The sequence below is a fragment of the Candidatus Thiodiazotropha sp. AKAK2 genome (assembly GCF_058244685.1).
This window is the reverse complement of record NZ_JBSYOP010000021.1, coordinates 40699-59773: the sequence shown is the minus strand read 5'-3', so window position 1 is coordinate 59773 and position 19075 is coordinate 40699. Positions and strand designations below refer to the sequence as shown.

Annotated in this window: 18 protein-coding genes; 6 read left to right on the top strand and 12 right to left on the bottom strand. The window is 54.6% G+C overall.

The window, feature by feature from the left end; genetic code table 11:
* Positions 1-20: 20 nt before the first annotated feature.
* From AC4IE8_RS08050 to AC4IE8_RS08030, 5 genes are read right to left on the bottom strand one after another with little or no spacing between them, the layout of a single operon-like run.
* Positions 21-605, bottom strand: a complete 585-nt coding sequence (locus AC4IE8_RS08050; protein WP_068988187.1) for a hypothetical protein — start codon at positions 603-605, stop codon at positions 21-23.
* A complete protein-coding gene (locus AC4IE8_RS08045) occupies positions 602-1096 on the bottom strand; it encodes an RNA polymerase sigma factor (RefSeq protein WP_490790757.1) in 495 nt (164 codons plus the stop codon). The genes AC4IE8_RS08050 and AC4IE8_RS08045 overlap by 4 nt, the downstream gene beginning before the upstream one ends.
* Positions 1086-1856 (bottom strand): HvfC/BufC family peptide modification chaperone, encoded by a 771-nt coding sequence (locus tag AC4IE8_RS08040; protein ID WP_490790756.1) that lies wholly within the window; start codon positions 1854-1856, stop codon positions 1086-1088. Before AC4IE8_RS08040 ends, AC4IE8_RS08045 begins: the two co-directional genes overlap by 11 nt.
* On the bottom strand, positions 1853-2668 hold the full coding sequence (gene bufB, locus AC4IE8_RS08035; RefSeq protein WP_490790755.1) for an MNIO family bufferin maturase: 816 nt from the start codon (positions 2666-2668) through the stop codon (positions 1853-1855). The genes AC4IE8_RS08040 and bufB overlap by 4 nt, the downstream gene beginning before the upstream one ends.
* 40 nt (positions 2669-2708) lie before the next feature.
* Entirely contained in the window at positions 2709-2996 is a 288-nt protein-coding gene (locus tag AC4IE8_RS08030; protein ID WP_068988191.1) for a BufA1 family periplasmic bufferin-type metallophore, read from the bottom strand.
* A 713-nt stretch (positions 2997-3709) separates the two neighbouring features.
* On the opposite strand from AC4IE8_RS08030, the gene AC4IE8_RS08025 reads away from it, so the two are divergent.
* Complete coding sequence (locus AC4IE8_RS08025; protein ID WP_068988194.1) at positions 3710-4102, top strand: DUF4345 domain-containing protein; 393 nt, start codon at positions 3710-3712, stop codon at positions 4100-4102.
* Positions 4103-4486: 384 nt separating this feature from the next.
* Here AC4IE8_RS08025 and AC4IE8_RS08020 read toward each other — a convergent pair whose 3' ends face one another.
* The 7 genes from AC4IE8_RS08020 to AC4IE8_RS07990 are packed head-to-tail and all read right to left on the bottom strand — an operon-like array spanning position 4487 to position 11993.
* Positions 4487-6154 (bottom strand): BatD family protein, encoded by a 1668-nt coding sequence (locus tag AC4IE8_RS08020; protein ID WP_068988195.1) that lies wholly within the window; start codon positions 6152-6154, stop codon positions 4487-4489.
* A 50-nt stretch (positions 6155-6204) separates the two neighbouring features.
* Entirely contained in the window at positions 6205-7578 is a 1374-nt protein-coding gene (locus AC4IE8_RS08015; RefSeq protein ID WP_490790754.1) for a tetratricopeptide repeat protein, read from the bottom strand.
* Positions 7575-8600 (bottom strand): vWA domain-containing protein, encoded by a 1026-nt coding sequence (locus tag AC4IE8_RS08010; RefSeq protein WP_068988199.1) that lies wholly within the window; start codon positions 8598-8600, stop codon positions 7575-7577. The genes AC4IE8_RS08015 and AC4IE8_RS08010 overlap by 4 nt, the downstream gene beginning before the upstream one ends.
* Positions 8593-9633, bottom strand: a complete 1041-nt coding sequence (locus AC4IE8_RS08005) for a VWA domain-containing protein (RefSeq protein ID WP_068988201.1) — start codon at positions 9631-9633, stop codon at positions 8593-8595. The genes AC4IE8_RS08010 and AC4IE8_RS08005 overlap by 8 nt, the downstream gene beginning before the upstream one ends.
* Positions 9626-10105, bottom strand: a complete 480-nt coding sequence (locus tag AC4IE8_RS08000) for a DUF4381 domain-containing protein (protein WP_068988204.1) — start codon at positions 10103-10105, stop codon at positions 9626-9628. Before AC4IE8_RS08000 ends, AC4IE8_RS08005 begins: the two co-directional genes overlap by 8 nt.
* Entirely contained in the window at positions 10105-11016 is a 912-nt protein-coding gene (locus AC4IE8_RS07995) for a DUF58 domain-containing protein (protein WP_068988205.1), read from the bottom strand. The genes AC4IE8_RS08000 and AC4IE8_RS07995 overlap by 1 nt, the downstream gene beginning before the upstream one ends.
* A gap of 20 nt (positions 11017-11036) precedes the next feature.
* Positions 11037-11993, bottom strand: coding sequence for an AAA family ATPase (locus AC4IE8_RS07990; protein WP_068988208.1), 957 nt, complete (start codon positions 11991-11993; stop codon positions 11037-11039).
* 705 nt (positions 11994-12698) lie between these two features.
* On the opposite strand from AC4IE8_RS07990, the gene typA reads away from it, so the two are divergent.
* From typA to hisB, 5 genes are all read left to right on the top strand, one after another.
* Positions 12699-14510 (top strand): translational GTPase TypA, encoded by a 1812-nt coding sequence (gene typA, locus AC4IE8_RS07985; RefSeq protein ID WP_490790753.1) that lies wholly within the window; start codon positions 12699-12701, stop codon positions 14508-14510.
* Positions 14511-15855: 1345 nt separating this feature from the next.
* Positions 15856-16803: a prolyl aminopeptidase gene (gene pip / locus AC4IE8_RS07980; protein WP_490790752.1), complete on the top strand. Its 948-nt coding sequence runs from the start codon at positions 15856-15858 to the stop codon at positions 16801-16803.
* On the top strand, positions 16800-17237 hold the full coding sequence (dtd, locus tag AC4IE8_RS07975) for a D-aminoacyl-tRNA deacylase (RefSeq protein ID WP_068988212.1): 438 nt from the start codon (positions 16800-16802) through the stop codon (positions 17235-17237). Before pip ends, dtd begins: the two co-directional genes overlap by 4 nt.
* A gap of 135 nt (positions 17238-17372) precedes the next feature.
* On the top strand, positions 17373-18329 hold the full coding sequence (locus AC4IE8_RS07970; RefSeq protein WP_068988214.1) for an MBL fold metallo-hydrolase: 957 nt from the start codon (positions 17373-17375) through the stop codon (positions 18327-18329).
* Positions 18330-18466: 137 nt separating this feature from the next.
* Entirely contained in the window at positions 18467-19057 is a 591-nt protein-coding gene (hisB, locus tag AC4IE8_RS07965) for an imidazoleglycerol-phosphate dehydratase HisB (protein ID WP_490790751.1), read from the top strand.
* Positions 19058-19075 lie beyond the last annotated feature (18 nt).

The following is a 19075-nucleotide window of genomic DNA, read 5'->3' as shown; positions in this document are numbered from 1 at the left end:
TTTTTAATCGACATCCACCACTAGTCGCGGGTCAGCGCGAACAACAGGCCGCGTTCGACCCAAAGATCAACACGCAAGCCGCGCATCTCCAATGTGCGCGGCTGCTCACCGAGAGCTGGATCGGGCAACTCGCCCATCGACGCGGGCCGGTAGGGAACCTGGTACAGGTTCTGGGTACGCCCTTGAGCGTCGTGTCGACGCAGTTGCGCAGCGGTTACGCCCTGCAGGCTGCAATAGCGTCCGCCGAGCAGTCGTGCACCCTCGGCCGGCGCGAGAGGCTCGACCAGACGGAACCCGAGCTGGTCGAAATGACCGTCGAGCTCGGCGATCGTCGTACCGTGCACCTCGAGTGGAGTCTGCGCAAGGTGGTTCATGACCGCCTCTTCGGCGATCGCGTGCAACAAGTCGGGTTGTTCGAACGGCAACCAGCTGACCACAAGCGCGACCAACAGACAGGCGGCAGCAAAGAGCTGCAGCGTGCGACTATGCCACCAGCTACGCGCAGACCGGGTTCGCTGCAGAGCCTCGAGCTCGTCGAGACGCGCATCGTCGAGACGAACCGACTCCAGATGTTCGATCAGGCTTTGTTTCAAATTGGGCTTCATCGTTTCACCCCCTCTGCGGCAGCATCGTCACCGAACTCGGCACGCAACCTGGCGCGCAAGCGGTGAATTCGCGCTAGCACAGTGCCCCGACGGCTGCCGAGTGTCGAAGCGATCTGGGCCGCGGTCATGTCTTCGACCGCCCAATAGTAGAGGATCTCACGTTCGAACACATCCAGCCGCGACCATGCCTGCTGCAACATGTCACGGCTGATGGTCAATGACTCGAGACAGTGGGTGTCGATCGCCAACAACTCCGCATCGGCGTGAGCATCGCCGGTCTCGGGACTGGCCTTGCGCCGCCGTGTGATGTCGATGTAACGGTTGCGCATGACACGGCGTGCGTAGGCTTCGGGACAGGCCAGCGCGCCGGGTGGGCGTTGCAGGCAACGCTCGACTGTGTCCTGTAAGAGATCGCCGGCCCCCGGCTCGTTGCCACTGAGCGCATAGGCATAGCGGTAGAGGCGATTCAGCATATCGCGGTCAAACAGCATTGCCGTGCCGCTCCATTGCACCTATCCAGCCACGCTTGATCAGCTCGCCGAGGCGTTCGGTAGCGAGGCTGTCATCGGCGGCCAGCCTCGCCAGATCCCACCCCTGGACACAACGATCGAGCAGGCGCCACAGTTCGATGTCGACCACCTCGACCCAGGCTTCGTAGCCTCGCCGCTCGATAACCAGGCACCATTCACCGGGTTCAATGTGCAGCGCCGGCGGGTCGCCGCCATCGTGGTGCGCTGCCCGGATCGCATGCACAGGCCAAGTCGTGTGTAGCCAGTCCAGCGCCGATATCGGTCGCGGAAACAGCTGCGACGGATCGGCATCGGCCAACGGGCCGAGGTCCAGCGGAGGATCATTGTCCGCATAGTAGATGCTGTGACAGGCCCATTCGAGTGCGACCAGCTCGCCGAGCCACGGCAGTCCGGCGAACACCCTGTGTGCGTCGACGACTGTGTCGACGAATGTCGCGAAACCTCCACCAAAGCGATTCAGGTCGGGTTGAGTCGAACTGTTTAGGCGCACGAATTCCCGCGCCAGGCCGTCGAAAGAGCGCCTGCCGAGCAGTTGGCGGCACACTGGGTAGACATCGTTCAGTGCCGCAACACGCACTCCTTGGCTCGATCTGCGATAGACCTCACAAGCCTGTTCTGCACTGAGCCCGGGCACGCTGCGCGCCGCCTGCGCGACATCAATTGCTGTGCCGCCGTCGATTGCTGCAGCCAGGTCGTGCTGCCACTGTGCGAGGGCGGTCATGCGACCGCCCTCGCTGCTTCATCCAGAATACGGCTCGCCCGCAGCGCCTCGTCGAGCAGCACATCAAGTGGTGGAATGTCATTGTCCCACTCGATGCACACCGGCACACTGGGCAAGGCGCATGCGACTTGGCGAAACAGTGCCCAGACGGGTTTGCTGACACGATTGTTGTGCGCATCAATCAGGTAATCCCCCTTGTCCTCGTATCCGGCCAGATGCACCTCCCGCACTCGGTGCAATGGCACCTGGGCGATCGCCGTGGCCGCATCAAGGCCGAGGTTGACTTGGTTGACGTACAGGTTATTGACGTCGAGCAGCAGCTCGCAGTCGGCTTCGTCGCACACAGCGGCGACAAATTCAGTCTCACTCAGCGGTGCATCCGCACACAGATAGGCGGATACGTTTTCGACTACGAGGCGGCGGCCGAGAAAATCCTGGACCTGGTGGATGCGCGCGGCGATATGTTGAACCGACTCTTCGCTGTACGGCAACGGCAAAAGGTCGTGGTAGTGGTGGCCGTGACAACGGGTGAAACAAAGATGATCGGAGACCCACGCCGGCGCTGTGCGTTCGGCGATCGCACGGATGCCGCCGAGGTAGCCGAGATCGAGCGGCTCGCTGCCACCGAGGTTCATGCCGACGCAATGCAGCGTCAGCGCATACCGATCGGCGATACGTTCGAGCTGTCGTGGCGCGAGACCACCGCGGGCGAGGAAGTTGTCGGCCAGCAGCTCGACCCACGGCACGCCATGCTCGGCCGCCATCAACTGTTCGAAATGCGGGTCACGCAGGCCAATGCCGACACCCGACACCGACCCGCGCCCCCGAAGGGGAGGCACGGTATCCAACGCCTTACTTCGCCGGTATAACTTTGGCGACCACCCCACCGGTGATCTTCTCGCACGTGCCCTGGGGCACATACACCCACTCCTGGTCGGAGTTGTCGAGCGTCGACTGGGTGGCGCAGACGTGTTTGCCGTCGAGCGCGCCGCAGTCGTTCTTGCCGGCCTTGGCGATGCCGGCGCACTTCTCCCACGCCTTAGGTGTGTCTGGCAGAGCCACAGCGTTCTGGGCGGCGAGCATCGTGCCCGCTGCCAGCATGCTGGCAATCACGGTTCGGATTCGATCATTGGTATTCATTTGGCTTATTTTCTCCTGATTGAACTATGGCTGAGCGCCGGGGGCATGTATGTCCTGCACTCATCTCTGTATGACGAATCACGTGCCGGTTTGATTGCACCGCTGATCGTATTCCCGGAGAAACTGCGGGTTCTTTACGCTCCGATACATTGGGTAAGACAGGGATAGCGGCGTTTTGTATCCATGCCATGGTGCGGGGATTTAGCGTGCTGTACAGAATGCCGTCTGGCAACCCCATATCCTTGACAATGCTACCGTTGGGCCGCAACTACTCAATCGCAGACGGGTGAGCAAACGAAACAGATTTGCAGGTGTTCATGTTGCAGATCATCCCACGCTGGGAAATTGATAAGCGTTTAGCCCAGGTGGCGAATGTGGCTGGGTTCAGCTTTCATGCCAGGGTTGCGGAGCAAGCCTGGGAGCGGTAGAAGCTGGAAAGGCTGTGCCGATATCAGTAAGCAGCAGTAAACTGGGACGTTCATCATTTCATATTAATTCAAAATGATTGTTATTCAGGGAGTTATTAAGCGCCTACTTACTGCTTTCATTGAAAATAGGCCCATGGTTGTTCTGGAGTTATTTATCTGGGCATCACGCCGAACGTACTCAGCCGCATATCAATCACCAGAGTGACAAGTCTGTAAGTAGTAGAAAACGCAACCAGGGGTTTAACCTGGTCTTTTTAAGATGCTTCCATGAGGTGGGGATTAACCATGCAGAAAAGTCACAAACGATTACTGGTGGCACTATTAATGTTCTTTGGTTTGAGTCTCCTGGTTCCCGGTGTCTTAGCCATGTTTCACCCGGAACATGCCGGCCTGAATACGCAACTTGCTGATCAGGCAAATCAGTTTCGGGCATTACACGGCATGATGGCAGGCTTGGGAGTGATGGCCTGTTTAGCCTGTTATCGCATTGAAAGAGAACGCACGCTTGTGATGGGGATTGGGCTTACTCTGGCGTTGGTGGTGGCTGCGCGCGTCTACTCCTTGCTCAGTGACGGTTTGCCTGACTGGCTGACACTCTTCTATCTTGTGATTGAATCGATTTTGGCTCTGATATTTCTCAGATATCCACCTCCTGTCGATAACACTAGGGCCTGCTAACAGGCCTTGGAGTATTGAAAATAATAACACCACTATTTTTTAAACCCTTTAGTCAGTACCCGCAAATGATCCAGGAGGTTGCTGACAGATCGATATAACAATCTTTGTTGTTGGCCTGGTGCTTGTTAGAGTGGGTGTCTTGTCAGGCAGTGAATAGACCAAAGTTCTTTCGACTCAAAGTTGCGCATACGTGAGGACAATAAGTGCTTGTTTTAGACACAAGTGCGATTGGAATCGAATCGACGGTCTCTCGCATTCTTAATGGTTGTTTTACGCTGATATTCAGCCTCTTAGAGAGCTAATTTACTGCGTTAATAGTTGTTTCCGCATTTGCCTGTGTGCAGGAACAAGTGACTGATCTTCTTGAACTAGGTTTTTCAAACCTCAAATGACAGACTGCTCGGAAACAACCTCCGGATTGAGGTTGGGTAGAATGTTATTCTGGCCTTTCTGATTTTGCTGATCTTTTCTATCCATTCTCCAGATCTTCAGGCTGGGACGGATTTCGTGTTTGAAGGCCTCTTTCCACTGATCGAAATCGAGATCATTGTGGCCATAGATCGCCTCTTCAAGTTGGTGGATCAACTGTTTTATTTTGCCCGGTTCAGCTTTCGGGTGGAAATCGAGAATGTGATCTGCAATCACGCTATAGGGTGCATTGGTCGGCAAGCTGAGATGTTTGTTGGCTAGAAAGCGCAGGGTGTATCCCCAGACCTCCGGATCGCTCTCCTCGTCAACAAAGCGCACGCAAAAATAGAAACGCACTGACAGGGGCAGGGCACCGACAAGTCGACGGCGCCAGTTATGCCAGCGTGCTACCGGATTCAGAATCGCTGTGGTGTTTCTCAATTTATCCTTGAGGGGTGAGAAGGCGGGCGCCATACGCAGCATCGGGTTTTTAAAGAAAACGATCAGTGGTTCCAATGGAGAGCTCTGCTCGCCGCCTGCTTTTCGATGCGAGAGCCAGAGTGCCATCCAGTAACCAAAGATGATGCCGAACACCACTGCCAGTGGTATCCAGAAGGCGGCTGAGGTTCCAGAGGGGAATAGGGAGGTCTCTGCTTCGAAAAATCCGCTCTCTTTACGGGTGCCACTGACCGCGATGGGCTGGAGTGGTACCGAGGCCCGCTGCGCCATATCGGTTCGGGTATTCCACCATTTGATACTCAACTGCGGAAGTTTCAGGTCTCCGCCAAACTGGGGCACCAGGGTAAAGGTCTCTACCCGACGCCCAACGATACGGTTGGACTTCTTGTCGAGATAGGTGTGGGTCTGATTTCGGTCCCGATAGACTCTGAATGCTTCGCTGTTTAGCTGACTCTCCAGGCTGGGGAGTTTATTGCCTGAAATTCCGAGCGCGGAGATCTCCGTTGTGAATGGCAGGGGCTTGCCGGCAGCCGCTTTGAAGTTTTCGGGCAGTTTTACTTTCAGGTTCAACTGTTCAACCGGTAACCAGGGTTTGCTGGTTGGATTGGCCTCTCTGACATTGAATGTGATGGCGCTGCTCATGCTGGCTTTAAAAGCGTTGTTACCACGCTGGTAACCGACCGACTGCTCTTCGCCGGTGACATTGATCGCCGGGATTTCAAACTGACCGGGTTTCAGCGGCGTGACCTGGTAGTAGAAATCGTTGACGATCTGCCGCTTGCCTTTGATGGTGCGGGAGTAGGTGACTGGGCCCTCCTGCAGATTGAGCAGGAAATTGCCGATTTGTGGTAAGTGAGGTGTAACGGTTGACAGGTTGTTTTGACTGACAACGCTCAGCTTGAGAATGACATTTTGTTGTACGTAGGGGTTTTCGCTAGAGATTTTTGTCTCTATGAAGGGTTTGGTTGTCTGGGTGCCGTAGTAGTTGGAGGATGGATAACCTGGTCTCTGCTGGGAGGGCCACGCAGTGCCGTATGGGGTGTTCGATCTTTGTCCCCCGGTGACTGGCGCCGGTTGTCTCTGATTGGTGGCCGGATAGTTCCATTGACCAGGCGCCGGGTTGTACCAATAGTTTTGACCCGGATACTGATTGGCCGTTGCACTGGTCGACAGGACCATGAGCATGATGGCGCTTAAAGCGAGCTTGACGATGTCGATAGTGCCTCCCCCTTGTTCTACCAGGGTCTGGTTTCTCTGTCCCTGCCTCCACGGCTGCGCAGATAGTTGTACTCTTCCAGTTTGAATTGTTGTTGCATCAACTGGGTTGGATCCCCTTCAACCTGATCCAGCCACTGTTCCATGAGTGGATTGAGTTTGCTTTGGGGGCCGCTTTTCTCTTCACCTCCCTCGGCTTCATCCTGCCCCTCTTCTGATTGGGGGGTGTCTTGCTGGTCTACCTGATCGACGGCCTCGGAATTTTGTGGGTCGTCAGGATTCAACTCGGGATCTTTCTGTTGCTGGCCGAGACTCTCCTGTGATCGGCTTCTGTTTTGATCGTTCTCCGGTCTATTCAGGTTAGCAGACCTTTCACTGTTTTGTTCTTCTTCATCGCCTTCCAGGCTCTCCTCCTTGTCCTTGGCTCCGCTCTCTTGGGAATCGGTTTCCTGCTCCTCACCTTGATCGGACTCTTGTTCCTGGGAATCATCCGGTTCACCGGTCTCCTGCTGCTCGTCCGATGACTCACTTTGCTGTTCCTGTTGCTCTTCCTCGCCCGACTGGGAATCACTCTGCTCATCCTGGTCGCCACTCTGTTTTTGTTCCTGCTCTTGTTCTCCTGAGGATGACTGCTCTTCTTCCTGCTCTTGTTCTCCTGAGGATGACTGCTCTTCTTCCTGCTCTTGTTCTCCTGAGGATGATTGCTCTTCTTCCTGCTCTTGTTCTCCTGAGGATGATTGCTCTTCTTCCTGCTCTTCCGATTCACCTGAAGACTGCTGTTCCTGCTCCTGCTGTTCCTCCTGTTCCTGCTCTTGTTGCTCCTGCTCTTGTTGCTCCTGCTCTTGTTGCTCCTGCTCTTGTTGCTCCTGCTCTTGTTGCTCCTGCTCTTGTTGCTCCTGCTCCTGTTGCTCCTGCTCTTGTTGCTCCTGCTCCTGTTGCTCCTGCTCCTGTTGCTCCTGCTCCTCCTGCTCCTCCTGCTCCTGTTGCTCTTCCCCTTCCTCTTCTTCCTGCGCTTGATCCAGCTTATCTTTGGCGAGCGCTAGATTATGTCTGGCATCTTCATGCTCCGGATCTTCCTGGAGAACGGATTCATAAGCTTGAACGGCCTGCTCAAACTCCTCCATCTGGTAGTGGCTGTTCCCCAGGTTGTATTGGGCATTGAGCTTTGCATCTTCCCGTTCAACCTGTTTGAAGTTTTCGATCGCGCTTTCGTAGTCACCGGTCCGGTAGTTGGCCACGCCCCGGCGATAGGGGTCCTGAAAGCCCTCCGCCGCATCTTCGTAGAGGCCTTGTTGATAGCTTTCTGCGGCCTGCTGCTCCTGGTTCAGGAACCAGTCCGCGTCCACCAGTGTGGCATAGCAGAGCAGGAGTAAAACCGAGTAGCGCCTGATCATGTTGATGGTTTCCCCGACGCAACACGAAAGTAGGGGAGCAGCAGGAGCAGCAGAGGCAACAGCAACCAGTAGAAGCGTTCATTCCATATTCTCGTCTTCTCCTGGGTCTGGGTTGGCGTGCCTGAGCCAATGCTGGAAAGGTCGAGTATCCGACGGCTGTCCTGGTCACGAAAATCGGCCTCCAGGTATTGTCCGCCGCCGGCTTCTGCAAGACGCTGCAGCAGGGGCTGGTTGAGCTTCGATTCGATCACTTTCCCTTTGTTGTCCCGCATCAGGTCACTCTGTCCAATGCGGGCCGGGACAGGGCCACCACCGCCGGTGCCGATACCCAGGGTATGCAGGGTGATCCCTTGACCCTTCATGGCTTCCACTTGTTTTATGAGCCCAGGTTCGACGAAATCCCCGTCACTGATGAGTAGAATTGTGCGGCTGTTCTGCAGGGAGTCACTGCTGAATAGCTGTTCGGCCCGCTCCATGGCCGCAACCAGGCGGCTGCCCTGCAGGTTGGCCAGCTCTGAGGTCACGGCAGGCAGGGCAGCCAGAATACTCTGGCTGTCTTCCGTGATCGGCGAAATCACATGGGGGACGGTGGCAAAGGCGATCATTCCAATGCGTAACTGATCATTCAGCATCACCAGATCCTGTACTTCCTGGCGCGCTCTGGCAAGTCGTGAAGGTGGGGTGTCAGCGACGTTCATCGAGCGGGAGATATCCATCAATACAACCAGATCATTGGTCGGTGAAAACGCCTGGATGTCTTTGAAATCCCAACGGGGGCCTGCCAGCGCCACAATCAGAAACAGCCACAGCAGCGCCCAACGGATGAAGCGGCTCCAGCGTTCATTCACGCTCAGTTCCCGGATACCGACCAGATGGGGGAGCAGGTGCTCATCGGCATAGCGGTGAAACGGGCCTCGACGGGGACGAACCACACTGAAAATCAGCCAGGCCAGAACCGGGATGACGCCAAGCAGGGCGAACAGCCATTCAGGTCTGGCAAAATGGAATACACCCTCAGACATAGCCGCCTCCCTTGAGCTGCCGTTGTCTGCCCTCCGGGTAGATTCCCAGGATCAGCAACAGCAGCAGGGCTGCCGTCAGCGGCCAGTGGTAGAGAGGCTGGGGGACATAGATGGTGCGGGATTCCGCCTCGGTCTTCTCCAGCTCATCGATCTTCTGATAGATCTTCTCAAGGGCTTCCGTGTCGGTGGCCCGGAAGTAGGCGCCACCCCCGGCTTCGGCAATATCCCGCATCGCCTGCTCATTAAAATTCAGGTCTGTGCGGGTGACGATGCGGCCATTCTCTTTGATGGGAATACGTTTTTTGTTACTGCCCACACCAATACTGTAGATTCGGATCTGTTCCTCGCCGGCCAGTTCAGCCGCACGCAGAGGGGGGATGGTGCCGGCTGTGTTTTCCCCATCCGCAATCAGGACCAGCACTCGCGAGCCGGCCGGGCGCTCCCGCAGTTTTTTCACCCCCAGTCCCAGGGCGTCGCCAATGGCCGTGCCATCGCCGGCAATGCGTGGCACCACATTCTGAAGCAGACTGTTTACCGCTTTCCGGTCATAGGTGAGGGGGGAGAGGACATAGGCGCGGCTGCCGAAAATCACCAGACCGACTCGGTCGCCCTGGCGTCCTTCAATAAATTTGGAGACCACGCCTTTAACCACCTGCATTCGGCTGACCTGTTTCTTGTCGAGGGTGAAGTCCAGGGCATTCATTGAGTGGGAGGCATCCACCAACAACATCAGGTCGTAGCCTGCTGTGCGGTTCTCGGTATAGGGCTCAAGCCATTGCGGGCGCATCATGGCCAACACCAGAGATAACCAGATCAGGGAGAGGAGGCCGAGATAGAGCCGTTTGCTGAGCGGCACCTTCGGGCGTTTGGTCTGAAAGGCGGCTTCCAGATGGGGCAGGCTTGGGTGCAGCAGGGTGGCCTGCAGACCCTCCACCGTTTCAAACTGTTCTGCAGCAGGTCGTCTCCAGAAGAGCCTGACCAGTAGCGGCAATACCAAAAGAAGCGCCATCCAGGGCCAGTGAAACTCAAACATGGCAGGCGTCCTCACTGACCCAGTGGATCGCGGCATCGATCAGCTGCCCCAGAGTCTCTTTGTCGGCTGAGTGGTCGGGTGGGGCATAGGGCAGTTCGAGCAGCAGCCGACCCTTTTCCTGCCAGGGGAATCCACTTGAGTCATTGCGCTGCAGCCACGCCAGCCAGGCTTCGTCGGTGAGCGACGCAGTCATGCTTCGACCGCAGCGTGCGATCGCGATACGTCTGAGCAGTTCGGAGAGATCGCTGGCAACCGGTTTTGCCGGTTCCCGCTTGATGCGATGTTTCAGGCCGATCAGGTGGCGCCGGGCATCCTGTTGCCAGCGGCCCAGAGGGTAGAGTCTGCGTCTTCGGATGATCCACCAGACCAATAGCATCATCAGCGCAATACCGATCAGAAGCAGCCACCAGCCCGGAGCGATGGGCCACCAGGAGACCGTATCTATGCCTCGAATATCGCGTAGTGGATCCATCAATGCCGACCGAAGTGTTGCGCTAACCCACGGGTCAATGTGAGGTGTATCTCTTCATTGGTGGTGATCGGCATCAGGGTGATACCCAGACTGCTGGCCATGGCGCTTAATTCATTGCGATGTTTCTGCCAGGTCTCTGCATAGCGCGATCTGGCTCCCCGGTCTCGAGTGTCGATCTCGATGGCATGCCCATCCGGGCCGACGAAGGTGACACGGCCCAACTCCGGCAGTTCCCGGTCGGCCGGATCATCCACCGGTATCAGTACCACGGTATGGTGCTGGCATATCCGTCCCAGGGTCTGCTGCAGTCCCATGACCTCACGGTTCAGATCGGCGATGACAAAGATCAGCGAACCGGTCGAGGTGCCTTTGTCGGCCCGCTGCAAGGCTTCCGACAGGCAGTCCTGATTAGGCTGATTGGGAGTGCCTTCATGGGTGAGGGCGTGCAACAGTCGCCATAAGGCACGCCGATCCTTGGTTGGTTGAAAATACTGCATGCCCTGCTGCAGGTCACCGAACAGCATGCCGCCGACCCGATCATGCAACCGTGATGCCGCCCAGCCCAACAGGGCCGCTGCTTTGGCGGCCTGTACTGACTTGAAGGTACCGCGGGTGCCAAAGCTCATGTGTGGACCCCGATCGATACACAGCACCACACTGCGTTCCCGCTCCTCGCGGAAGATCTTCATGTGTGGCACGTTGGTACGGGCAGTGACATTCCACTCCATGTTGCGGATATCATCTCCCTCCCGATACTCCCGTACCTCTTCGAAATCGAGACCGGTACCCCGAAATACAGAGGCATAGAGTCCGCTGAAACTGGTGTTCACCAGATGGTGCGAGGCCAGGCCCAGGGTATGGGCCTGGTGGCGCAGTTCGAGCAGGTCATCAATATGCGGATGAAGACTCATAGAGGTTGCCGAGACGGCCGTTATGGGATGGCGACCATATCCAGCAGACGGGATAGGAAATCATCGGTGGTAATGCCTTCCGCTTCAGCCTCAAAGGTCAGCAGGATACGATGCCGGAGAATTGCCGGTGCAACCGCCTGAATATGGTGTGGCGCTACGAACTCCTCATCGTCCAGCCAGGCACGTGCACGGGCGCATCGGGCCATCGCGATACTGGCGCGGGGCGAGGCGCCGAAGCGACACCAGCGGGTCAGATCCTTGTCGTAGGCTTGCGGGTTTCTGCTCGCCTGCACCAGATCGACGATGTAACTGTTCAGCTTTGGATCCAGGTAGAGTTTGTTCACCTCCTGACGGATGGCGAAAAGCTCCTTCTGGCTGAGCGGGTTACTTGGCGGTGTCGGTTTCTGCTGTTGCTGGGCATTGTCCAGCTCAAGGATCTGCAGCTCTTCATTGCGGTCCGGGTACTCCACATTCGCCTGCATCAGGAAACGATCGAGCTGGGCCTCCGGCAGGTGGTAGGTGCCCTCCTGCTCGACCGGGTTCTGGGTCGCCAGCACCATAAAGAACTCCGGCAGCTGGTAGGTTGTCTGTCCAACGGTGATCTGATGTTCACCCATCGCTTCCAGCAGCGCGGATTGAACCTTGGCGGGTGCCCGGTTGACCTCGTCCGCCAGCAGAATGTTGTGGAACAGAGGGCCCTGACGAAACTCGAACTCGCCTTTTTCGTGGCGATAGATATCGGTGCCGATCAGGTCGGCAGGCAACAGGTCTGGGGTGAACTGAATACGGTGGAAGTCGCCTTCGATCGCTTCTGCCAGGGCTTTCACCGCGGTGGTTTTAGCCAGTCCGGGGAGGCCTTCGATAAGCAGATGACCATCGCTCAACAGACAGATCAGCATGCTATCGATAAAGCTGGTCTGACCGATGACTCGCGTAGCCAAGTGCTCGCGTAACGGAGCAAGGACGGATGAGTTCATTAACTTCTACTACTTTAGGCTGTGTTGGTTGTTATTCAGCACTTTGGTATCCGAGGACTCAGTCATCGATCCAGGCTTTATCTCTGCCTGTGCTGTTGTGTGTCTGCCTATCCTGGCTATTATTTTGTTTAAGTGCAAGCTCTAGAAGCAGTCCAAACTATTAGATTATTCTCATCTCTTAATTCACATTTCCATTTACACTGATCCCTGCAAATCCCCATTCAGGTTGAACTCACCCCCATTATGGCGTTGGGGTGGTAATTCAAAAACAATAATTTAACTAGGGGCATTGAAATCCGAGTCAATATCTTGACGGGCTGAAATCGAATCTGTTCACAATCCCCCTAAGCCCCCGGATCCAGACACTGATCGACTTCGGCAGGCAGTTTTATTATACACTGTGTAGAATCTAACTGATTGATTATTAACGTATATAAACAACTGTTCATTTTTTTTACGATTTAATGTCTGGTCCCGAATTTACTGGCCTTGGTAGCTATTTTCAGCGTTTATCAACAATGTTATCCACAGGAGCTGTGGGTAAATCTGAAAGTTTCGTAATCAAAAGAAGTTGACAATAGTTTCTATCTATTGTTTTTAATAGTGTTGGTAACTCTCTGTAATTTGTAAAAAAATTAAATAAAGAGAACCAATCCCATAATCATGGGTATAATCCGCCCTCATTTTTGTTTGCGGACCACCCTGATGATCGAGAATCTTAGAAATATCGCCATAATCGCTCACGTTGACCATGGCAAGACCACCCTTGTGGATGAACTGCTGAAACAGTCCGGCACTCTCGGCGAGCGATTCGGCAAGGTCGAGCGGGTGATGGATTCCAATGATCAGGAGCGGGAGCGGGGTATCACCATCCTCTCCAAAAACACCGCAATTCGCTGGAACGACTATCGTATCAACATCGTCGACACCCCCGGGCATGCGGATTTCGGTGGTGAAGTGGAGCGAGTGCTCTCGATGGTGGATTCGGTACTGCTGCTGGTGGATGCCCAGGAAGGCCCGATGCCGCAGACCCGGTTTGTAACCCAGAAGGCTTTTCAGCACGGCCTGCGGCCGATTGTGGTGGTGAATAAGATCGATAAACCCGGATCCCGTCCGGACTGGGTAATCGATCAGGTGTTTGAGCTCTTCGATCGATTGGGCGCCAGTGATGATCAGCTCGATTTTCCGATTGTCTACACCTCGGCGGTTGGAGGCTATGCGGGACTTGAAAGCAACATAACCGAAGGTGACATGACCGCGCTGTTCAAAGCCATTGTCAGCTACTGTCCTGCGCCTGAGGTGGATCCGGAAGCACCTTTCCAGATGCAGATCTCCAATCTGGATTACAACAGCTACGTCGGCGCTATCGCGGTTGGTCGGGTGACCAGGGGAAGCATCAAACCCAATCAGCAAGTGATGGTGGTGAAGTACGATGGTGAGCAGCATCGGGCCAAGATCGGTGTGGTCTATGGTTATCTGGGGCTTGAGCGATTTGAAGTCAATGAGGCGACCGCTGGAGATATCATCGCGATCAGTGGTATGGAGGCGCCGAACGTTTCAGATACCCTGTGTGATCCTGAACATGTGGAGAGCATGCCCCCGCTGACGGTGGATGAGCCAACCGTCTCTATGACATTCCAGGTCAATACCTCGCCTTTTGCCGGTAAAGAGGGTAAATACCTGACCTCGAGACAGCTTAAGGAGCGGCTTGAGCGGGAGTTGATCCACAATGTGGCGTTGCGTGTCGAGGAGGGGACCGACCCTGAGAAATTCAAAGTCTCCGGACGGGGTGAGCTGCATCTCTCGGTACTGATCGAAAGTATGCGACGGGAGGGATTCGAATTGGCTGTCTCCCGCCCCGAGGTGATTTTCCGTGAGGTCGACGGTGAGATCTGTGAACCCTATGAGCAGTTGACCGTGGATGTGGAGGAGGACAACCAGGGAACGATCATGGAGGCCCTGGGGACCCGCAAAGGTGACCTTAAGGATATGGTGCCGGATGGGAAGGGAAGAGTACGGCTCGACTACATCATACCCTCCCGTGGACTGATCGGTTTTCAGACAGAGTTCATGACCAGCACCTCAGGTACCGGCCTGATCTACCATGTTTTCGATCATTACGGTCCAGCCCAGCATGGGGGTATCGCACCACGTAAAAACGGTGTGCTGATCTCCAACAGCCAGGGCAAATCCCTGGGCTTCGCCCTCTATAACCTGCAGGAACGGGGCAGACTATTCAGCTCGCCGGGTGATGAGGTCTATGAGGGACAGATTGTGGGGATTCATGCCAGGGACAATGATCTGGTGGTCAATCCGCTGAAGGGTAAGCAGCTGACAAATATACGCGCAGCCGGCAAGGATGACGCCATTATTCTGACACCACCACTGCAATACAGCCTGGAGCAGGCGCTGGAATTCATCGAAGATGATGAACTGGTGGAGGTCACGCCCCGGGAGGTTCGTATTCGTAAGAAGTACCTCAAGGAGCATGAACGAAAACGGGCTTCCCGGGAGTAGCAGGGTCGATTGGCGAGATTCACATCAATGTGGATGATCGTCCTGCCATAGATCTGATATCCGGTCTGTACAGAAAGAAAAAGCCCAACCGCAATCCTTGCGGCTGGGCTTACAGTCGTCGGCTTGGTTGGCTAAGCATTTCTTCCCTGTGCAATCCTTTGCTCTAAATCCCTGAAGTAACTTCCTTGATGACGACAATTACAGTCTGACACAAAAATTTACATTTACTGTGGGAATTCGCACCATAAGCATGTGAGATTTTTCGCAATTGAATGTAAGAATTTTCCTACACTGCAACCTATTGATTTATAAGGTTAATAATTGTGGTGAATTTGTGGAAATTGACCAATTTCAGTCATGATAGGAATACTTGGCAGATTTCAGCGCTTCTTATTGGTTTTAGAAAGATGTCCCATGCCTTCCAAGCGTTTTTATTTCAGGTTTGCGGGCCAAGCTCATACTTTGGATGCAACTTCCGAATATGACGATCCATCGTAGTGAAGAGAATTTGTTCGGCCTGAAAAGATAAAAGCCCAACTGCGATCCTTGCAGTTGGGCTTACAGTCGTCGGCTTGGTTGGCTAAGCTTCCCTTCCCTGCAAAATCCTTTACGAAGTTTTCCCTTTAGAGACGTCCTTGATGACGACAACTGAATTTTGACACAATTACTTACAGCAAACATGGGAATATTCACAATTTAAGTGTGAGATTTTTCTCTTATGGCTGTAAGAAAATTCTTACTTTAAAAGAACGGTGTCTGACAACATGTCGCCAGGATCTTTAAAGTAGAAGGGCCCGGCTCAGTTTTTCCGGAGAATGAGGTGGGGGAAATGAAAAAGCCCAACCGCAATCCATGCAGCTGGGCTCGATTGTCATCGGCTTGGTTGGCAAAGCTCCTCGTCCATCTACCATCCGTTGTGGCTTGTCCTGTAAAACGTCCTTGATTGACGACAACTAAATAATCGCACGTAATCTCTCGAATTGAATTGGGAAAAGTTACCTTTGTTGTGTAAGAATCATCCTGTTGTCGTGTAGGAATTTTCCTACAAGGGTTCTATCCACGGGTTTACAAACTACAAGCAGTGGCGATCAAGATGGCCATTTTCACCCATTTGAAAAAGTGAAAGCCCAACTGCAGTCCCTGCGTTGGGCTTTCTGTCATCAGCTTGTTTTGCTAAGCAACCTATCCATGGTTTACTTTGTGCGCTACAAGCCAGTTCTTCCTTGATGATGACGGGATTATCTTGGCATAAAGCTCTGCCCATTGAAGTGGGAAAACATACCGGCAACACGTAAGAATTGTCTTGTCAGCACATAGGGTGATTCTTACACTTAACAGATCGATTATGAATGACCTCTATCCAGCCATAGAACCCTATAAGTCACAGCGGATTGCTGTTGATCACCACCATCTCTACATTGAAGAGGTGGGCAATCCTGCCGGGATCCCAGCGCTTTTTCTGCACGGCGGGCCGGGTGCCGGTTGTGAACCTTACCATCGGCAGTTCTTTGACCCGGAGCTTTACCGGGTCGTACTCTTTGATCAGCGGGGCAGCGGACGCTCAACGCCACATGCCTCATTGCAGGACAATACGACCTGGGATCTGGTTGAAGATATTGAACGAATTCGTGAGGCGCTGAAGATTGATAAATGGTTGCTGTTTGGCGGATCCTGGGGTTCAACCCTTGCATTAGCCTATGCTCAGACCCACCCTGAGCGGGTGTCCGCGCTGATCTTGAGAGGTATTTTTCTCTGTCGTGATCAGGAGATCGAGTGGTTTTATCAGCAGGGTGCAAGTTGGGTCTTTCCCGATTATTGGGAGGATTTTGTCGCCCCGATACCTCAGCATGAGAGAGAAAATCTGCTGCATGCCTATTACCGGCGATTGACCGGTGACGATGAGATCTCCCGTATGGCAACAGCCAAAGCCTGGTCCGTCTGGGAGGGTAGAACCTCCAGCCTGCTGACCAATCCGTCTGTGGTCGGTTTTTTTTCAGACCCCCATACGGCGCTCAGTCTGGCGCGTATCGAAGCGCACTATTTTGTCAATCATGCCTTTCTGCGCCCTGATCAGCTACTGAAGGAGGCGGCACAACTGGCCGGCATCCCCGGGACGATCGTGCAGGGGCGCTATGATCTGATCTGTCCAATGAAGTCTGCCTGGGAGTTGCACCAGGCCTGGCCCGACAGTGAATTGAAAGTTGTTGCGGACGCGGGTCACTCAGCGACAGAATCCGGTATCCGTAGTGCACTGGTGGAAGCCACTCAACACTACGCGAGATTGCTGGGATGATCGGACTGCTGCAGAGGGCCAAACAGGGACGGGTGTTGATCGATGGAGAGTCGGTAGCCGAGATTGGCACGGGATTGGTGGTGCTGGTTGGTGTCGAGAAGGGAGATGACCGGAGCAGGGCGGATCGCTTGCTGCAACGGCTGCTCGGTTACCGGGTGTTTCCTGATCAGCAGGGTCGGATGAATCTGAGCCTGAGTGAGATTGCCGGTGGTTTACTGTTGGTTCCCCAGTTCACACTCGCGGCCGATACCCGCAAAGGGATGCGCCCCGGTTTTTCCACTGCTGCGGAGCCGCAGCTTGGCAAGGAACTGTTCAGTTATCTGTCAGAGCAGGCGGCAGACCATCACCATCAGGTTGCCTGTGGGGTGTTCGGTGCGGACATGCAGGTGGCGCTGATCAATGATGGTCCGGTGACCTTCTGGTTGAACAGCTGATAACCATAACAAATCCGATGTTTTAATAGATGCCGGGCCCGGTCACAATCCAGTCCGTTGTCTGATACCAATGTAGACCTCACCTGAGAGCGAGGCACGACATAACAATATTCTATAACAGAGCATTTGATTACCATGAACCAACTGATTTCGAAAAGCCTCTTTCTGATTATTCTGTTCCATTCCATTTCTGTATTCGCTGAGCGGGGCGCTGCCGTAGAGGACTATGCGGCCGATGAGATCACCAAGGGGGTTTATGTCATACACGGTCCGTTGGGTGTGCCCTCAGTGGAGAATCAGGGCTTTATCAACAATCCTGCCTTTATCGTCGGTGAGCAGGGTATTCTGGTGGTTGATCCGGGATCCAGCGTTCAGATCGGTGAAATGGTGCAGCGTCAGATTGCCAAGGTCAGTGATCTGCCGGTGGTGGCGGTGTTCAATACGCACATTCATGGGGATCACTGGTTCGCCAATCAGGCGTTCAAGGAAGCCAATCCAGACGTACTGATATTCGGCCATGAGACGATGCGTAAACTGGTGGAGAAGGGAGAGGGCAGGAGCTTCATGCAAACTCTGATGAGAATGACAGAGGGTGCCGTCAAGGGAACAGTGGAGGTACCGCCCAATCGGTCCGCCGACCATGGTGAAGAGATCAAACTGGCCGGTGTCAGCATCAGGATTCACTATCAGGCCAAAGCGCACAGTCACTCGGATATCATGCTCGAACTGCCGCAGCAGAAAGTGATCTTCCTCGGCGACAATGTGATGAACAAACGCCTGGGCCAGATGGACAGTGCGACTTTCCGGGGCAACATCGACGCCATCGACATGGCACTGGCAACCTCTGCTGAGTTCTTTGTTCCTGGCCACGGTCTGACCGGTGGCAGAGAGGTTCCGTTGCGCTATCGCGAATACCTCTCGCGGCTCAAATCCGAGGTGGCGAAATATTATGAAGAGGGAATGAGCGATTTTGAGATGAGTGAAGCGGTGAGCCAAAGTCTGGCCGGGTTTCACGACTGGATCGATTTCGATCGCAATGTGGGACGCCATATCAGTCTTGCCTACCTGGAGGTTGAGGCGGAATTATTCTGACGTGCCGAGCCGATCGGCGGCTGAATCAGCTTCAATACTGTCATTTTCTCCGATTTTCTCTAGAATAAGCGGTTTGGTCGGGGGGATGGAAACATCGCCCTGTTGACCATGGCATTCATTGATCGGAGTCTTTAGTTATGCAGCGTACCGCGCAGGTTGAGCGCAATACCCTGGAAACCCAGATCAGCGTAACGCTGGATCTGGATGGTCGTGGGGAATCGGATTTTGATACCGGTGTGCCCTTTCTCGATCACATGCTGGATCAGATAGCGCGCCACGGACTGATCGATCTGAAGGTGGTTGCCAAGGGCGATCTGCACATCGATGCCCACCACACGGTGGAGGATATCGGTATCACTCTGGGGCAGACACTGTCCAAAGCCGTCGGTGATAAAAAGGGCATTCGTCGCTATGGCCACGCCTATGTGCCGCTTGATGAGGCGCTGTCGCGGGTGGTCGTGGACTTTTCCGGACGACCGGGGCTGGTCTATGAAGTGGCGTTCACTCGTGCCCGAATCGGCGAGTTCGATGTGGACCTGTTTCAGGAGTTTTTTCAGGCGCTGGTCAACCACGCGGGTATCACCCTGCACATCGACAACCTGCGTGGCACCAATGCGCACCACCAGGCCGAGACGATCTTCAAGGCGTTAGGTCGGGCATTGCGCTTTGCGCTGGAGCCAGATCCACGCATGGCTGAGCAAATACCCTCGACCAAGGGTTCTCTGTAAGAAACGCTTCACAGGTAT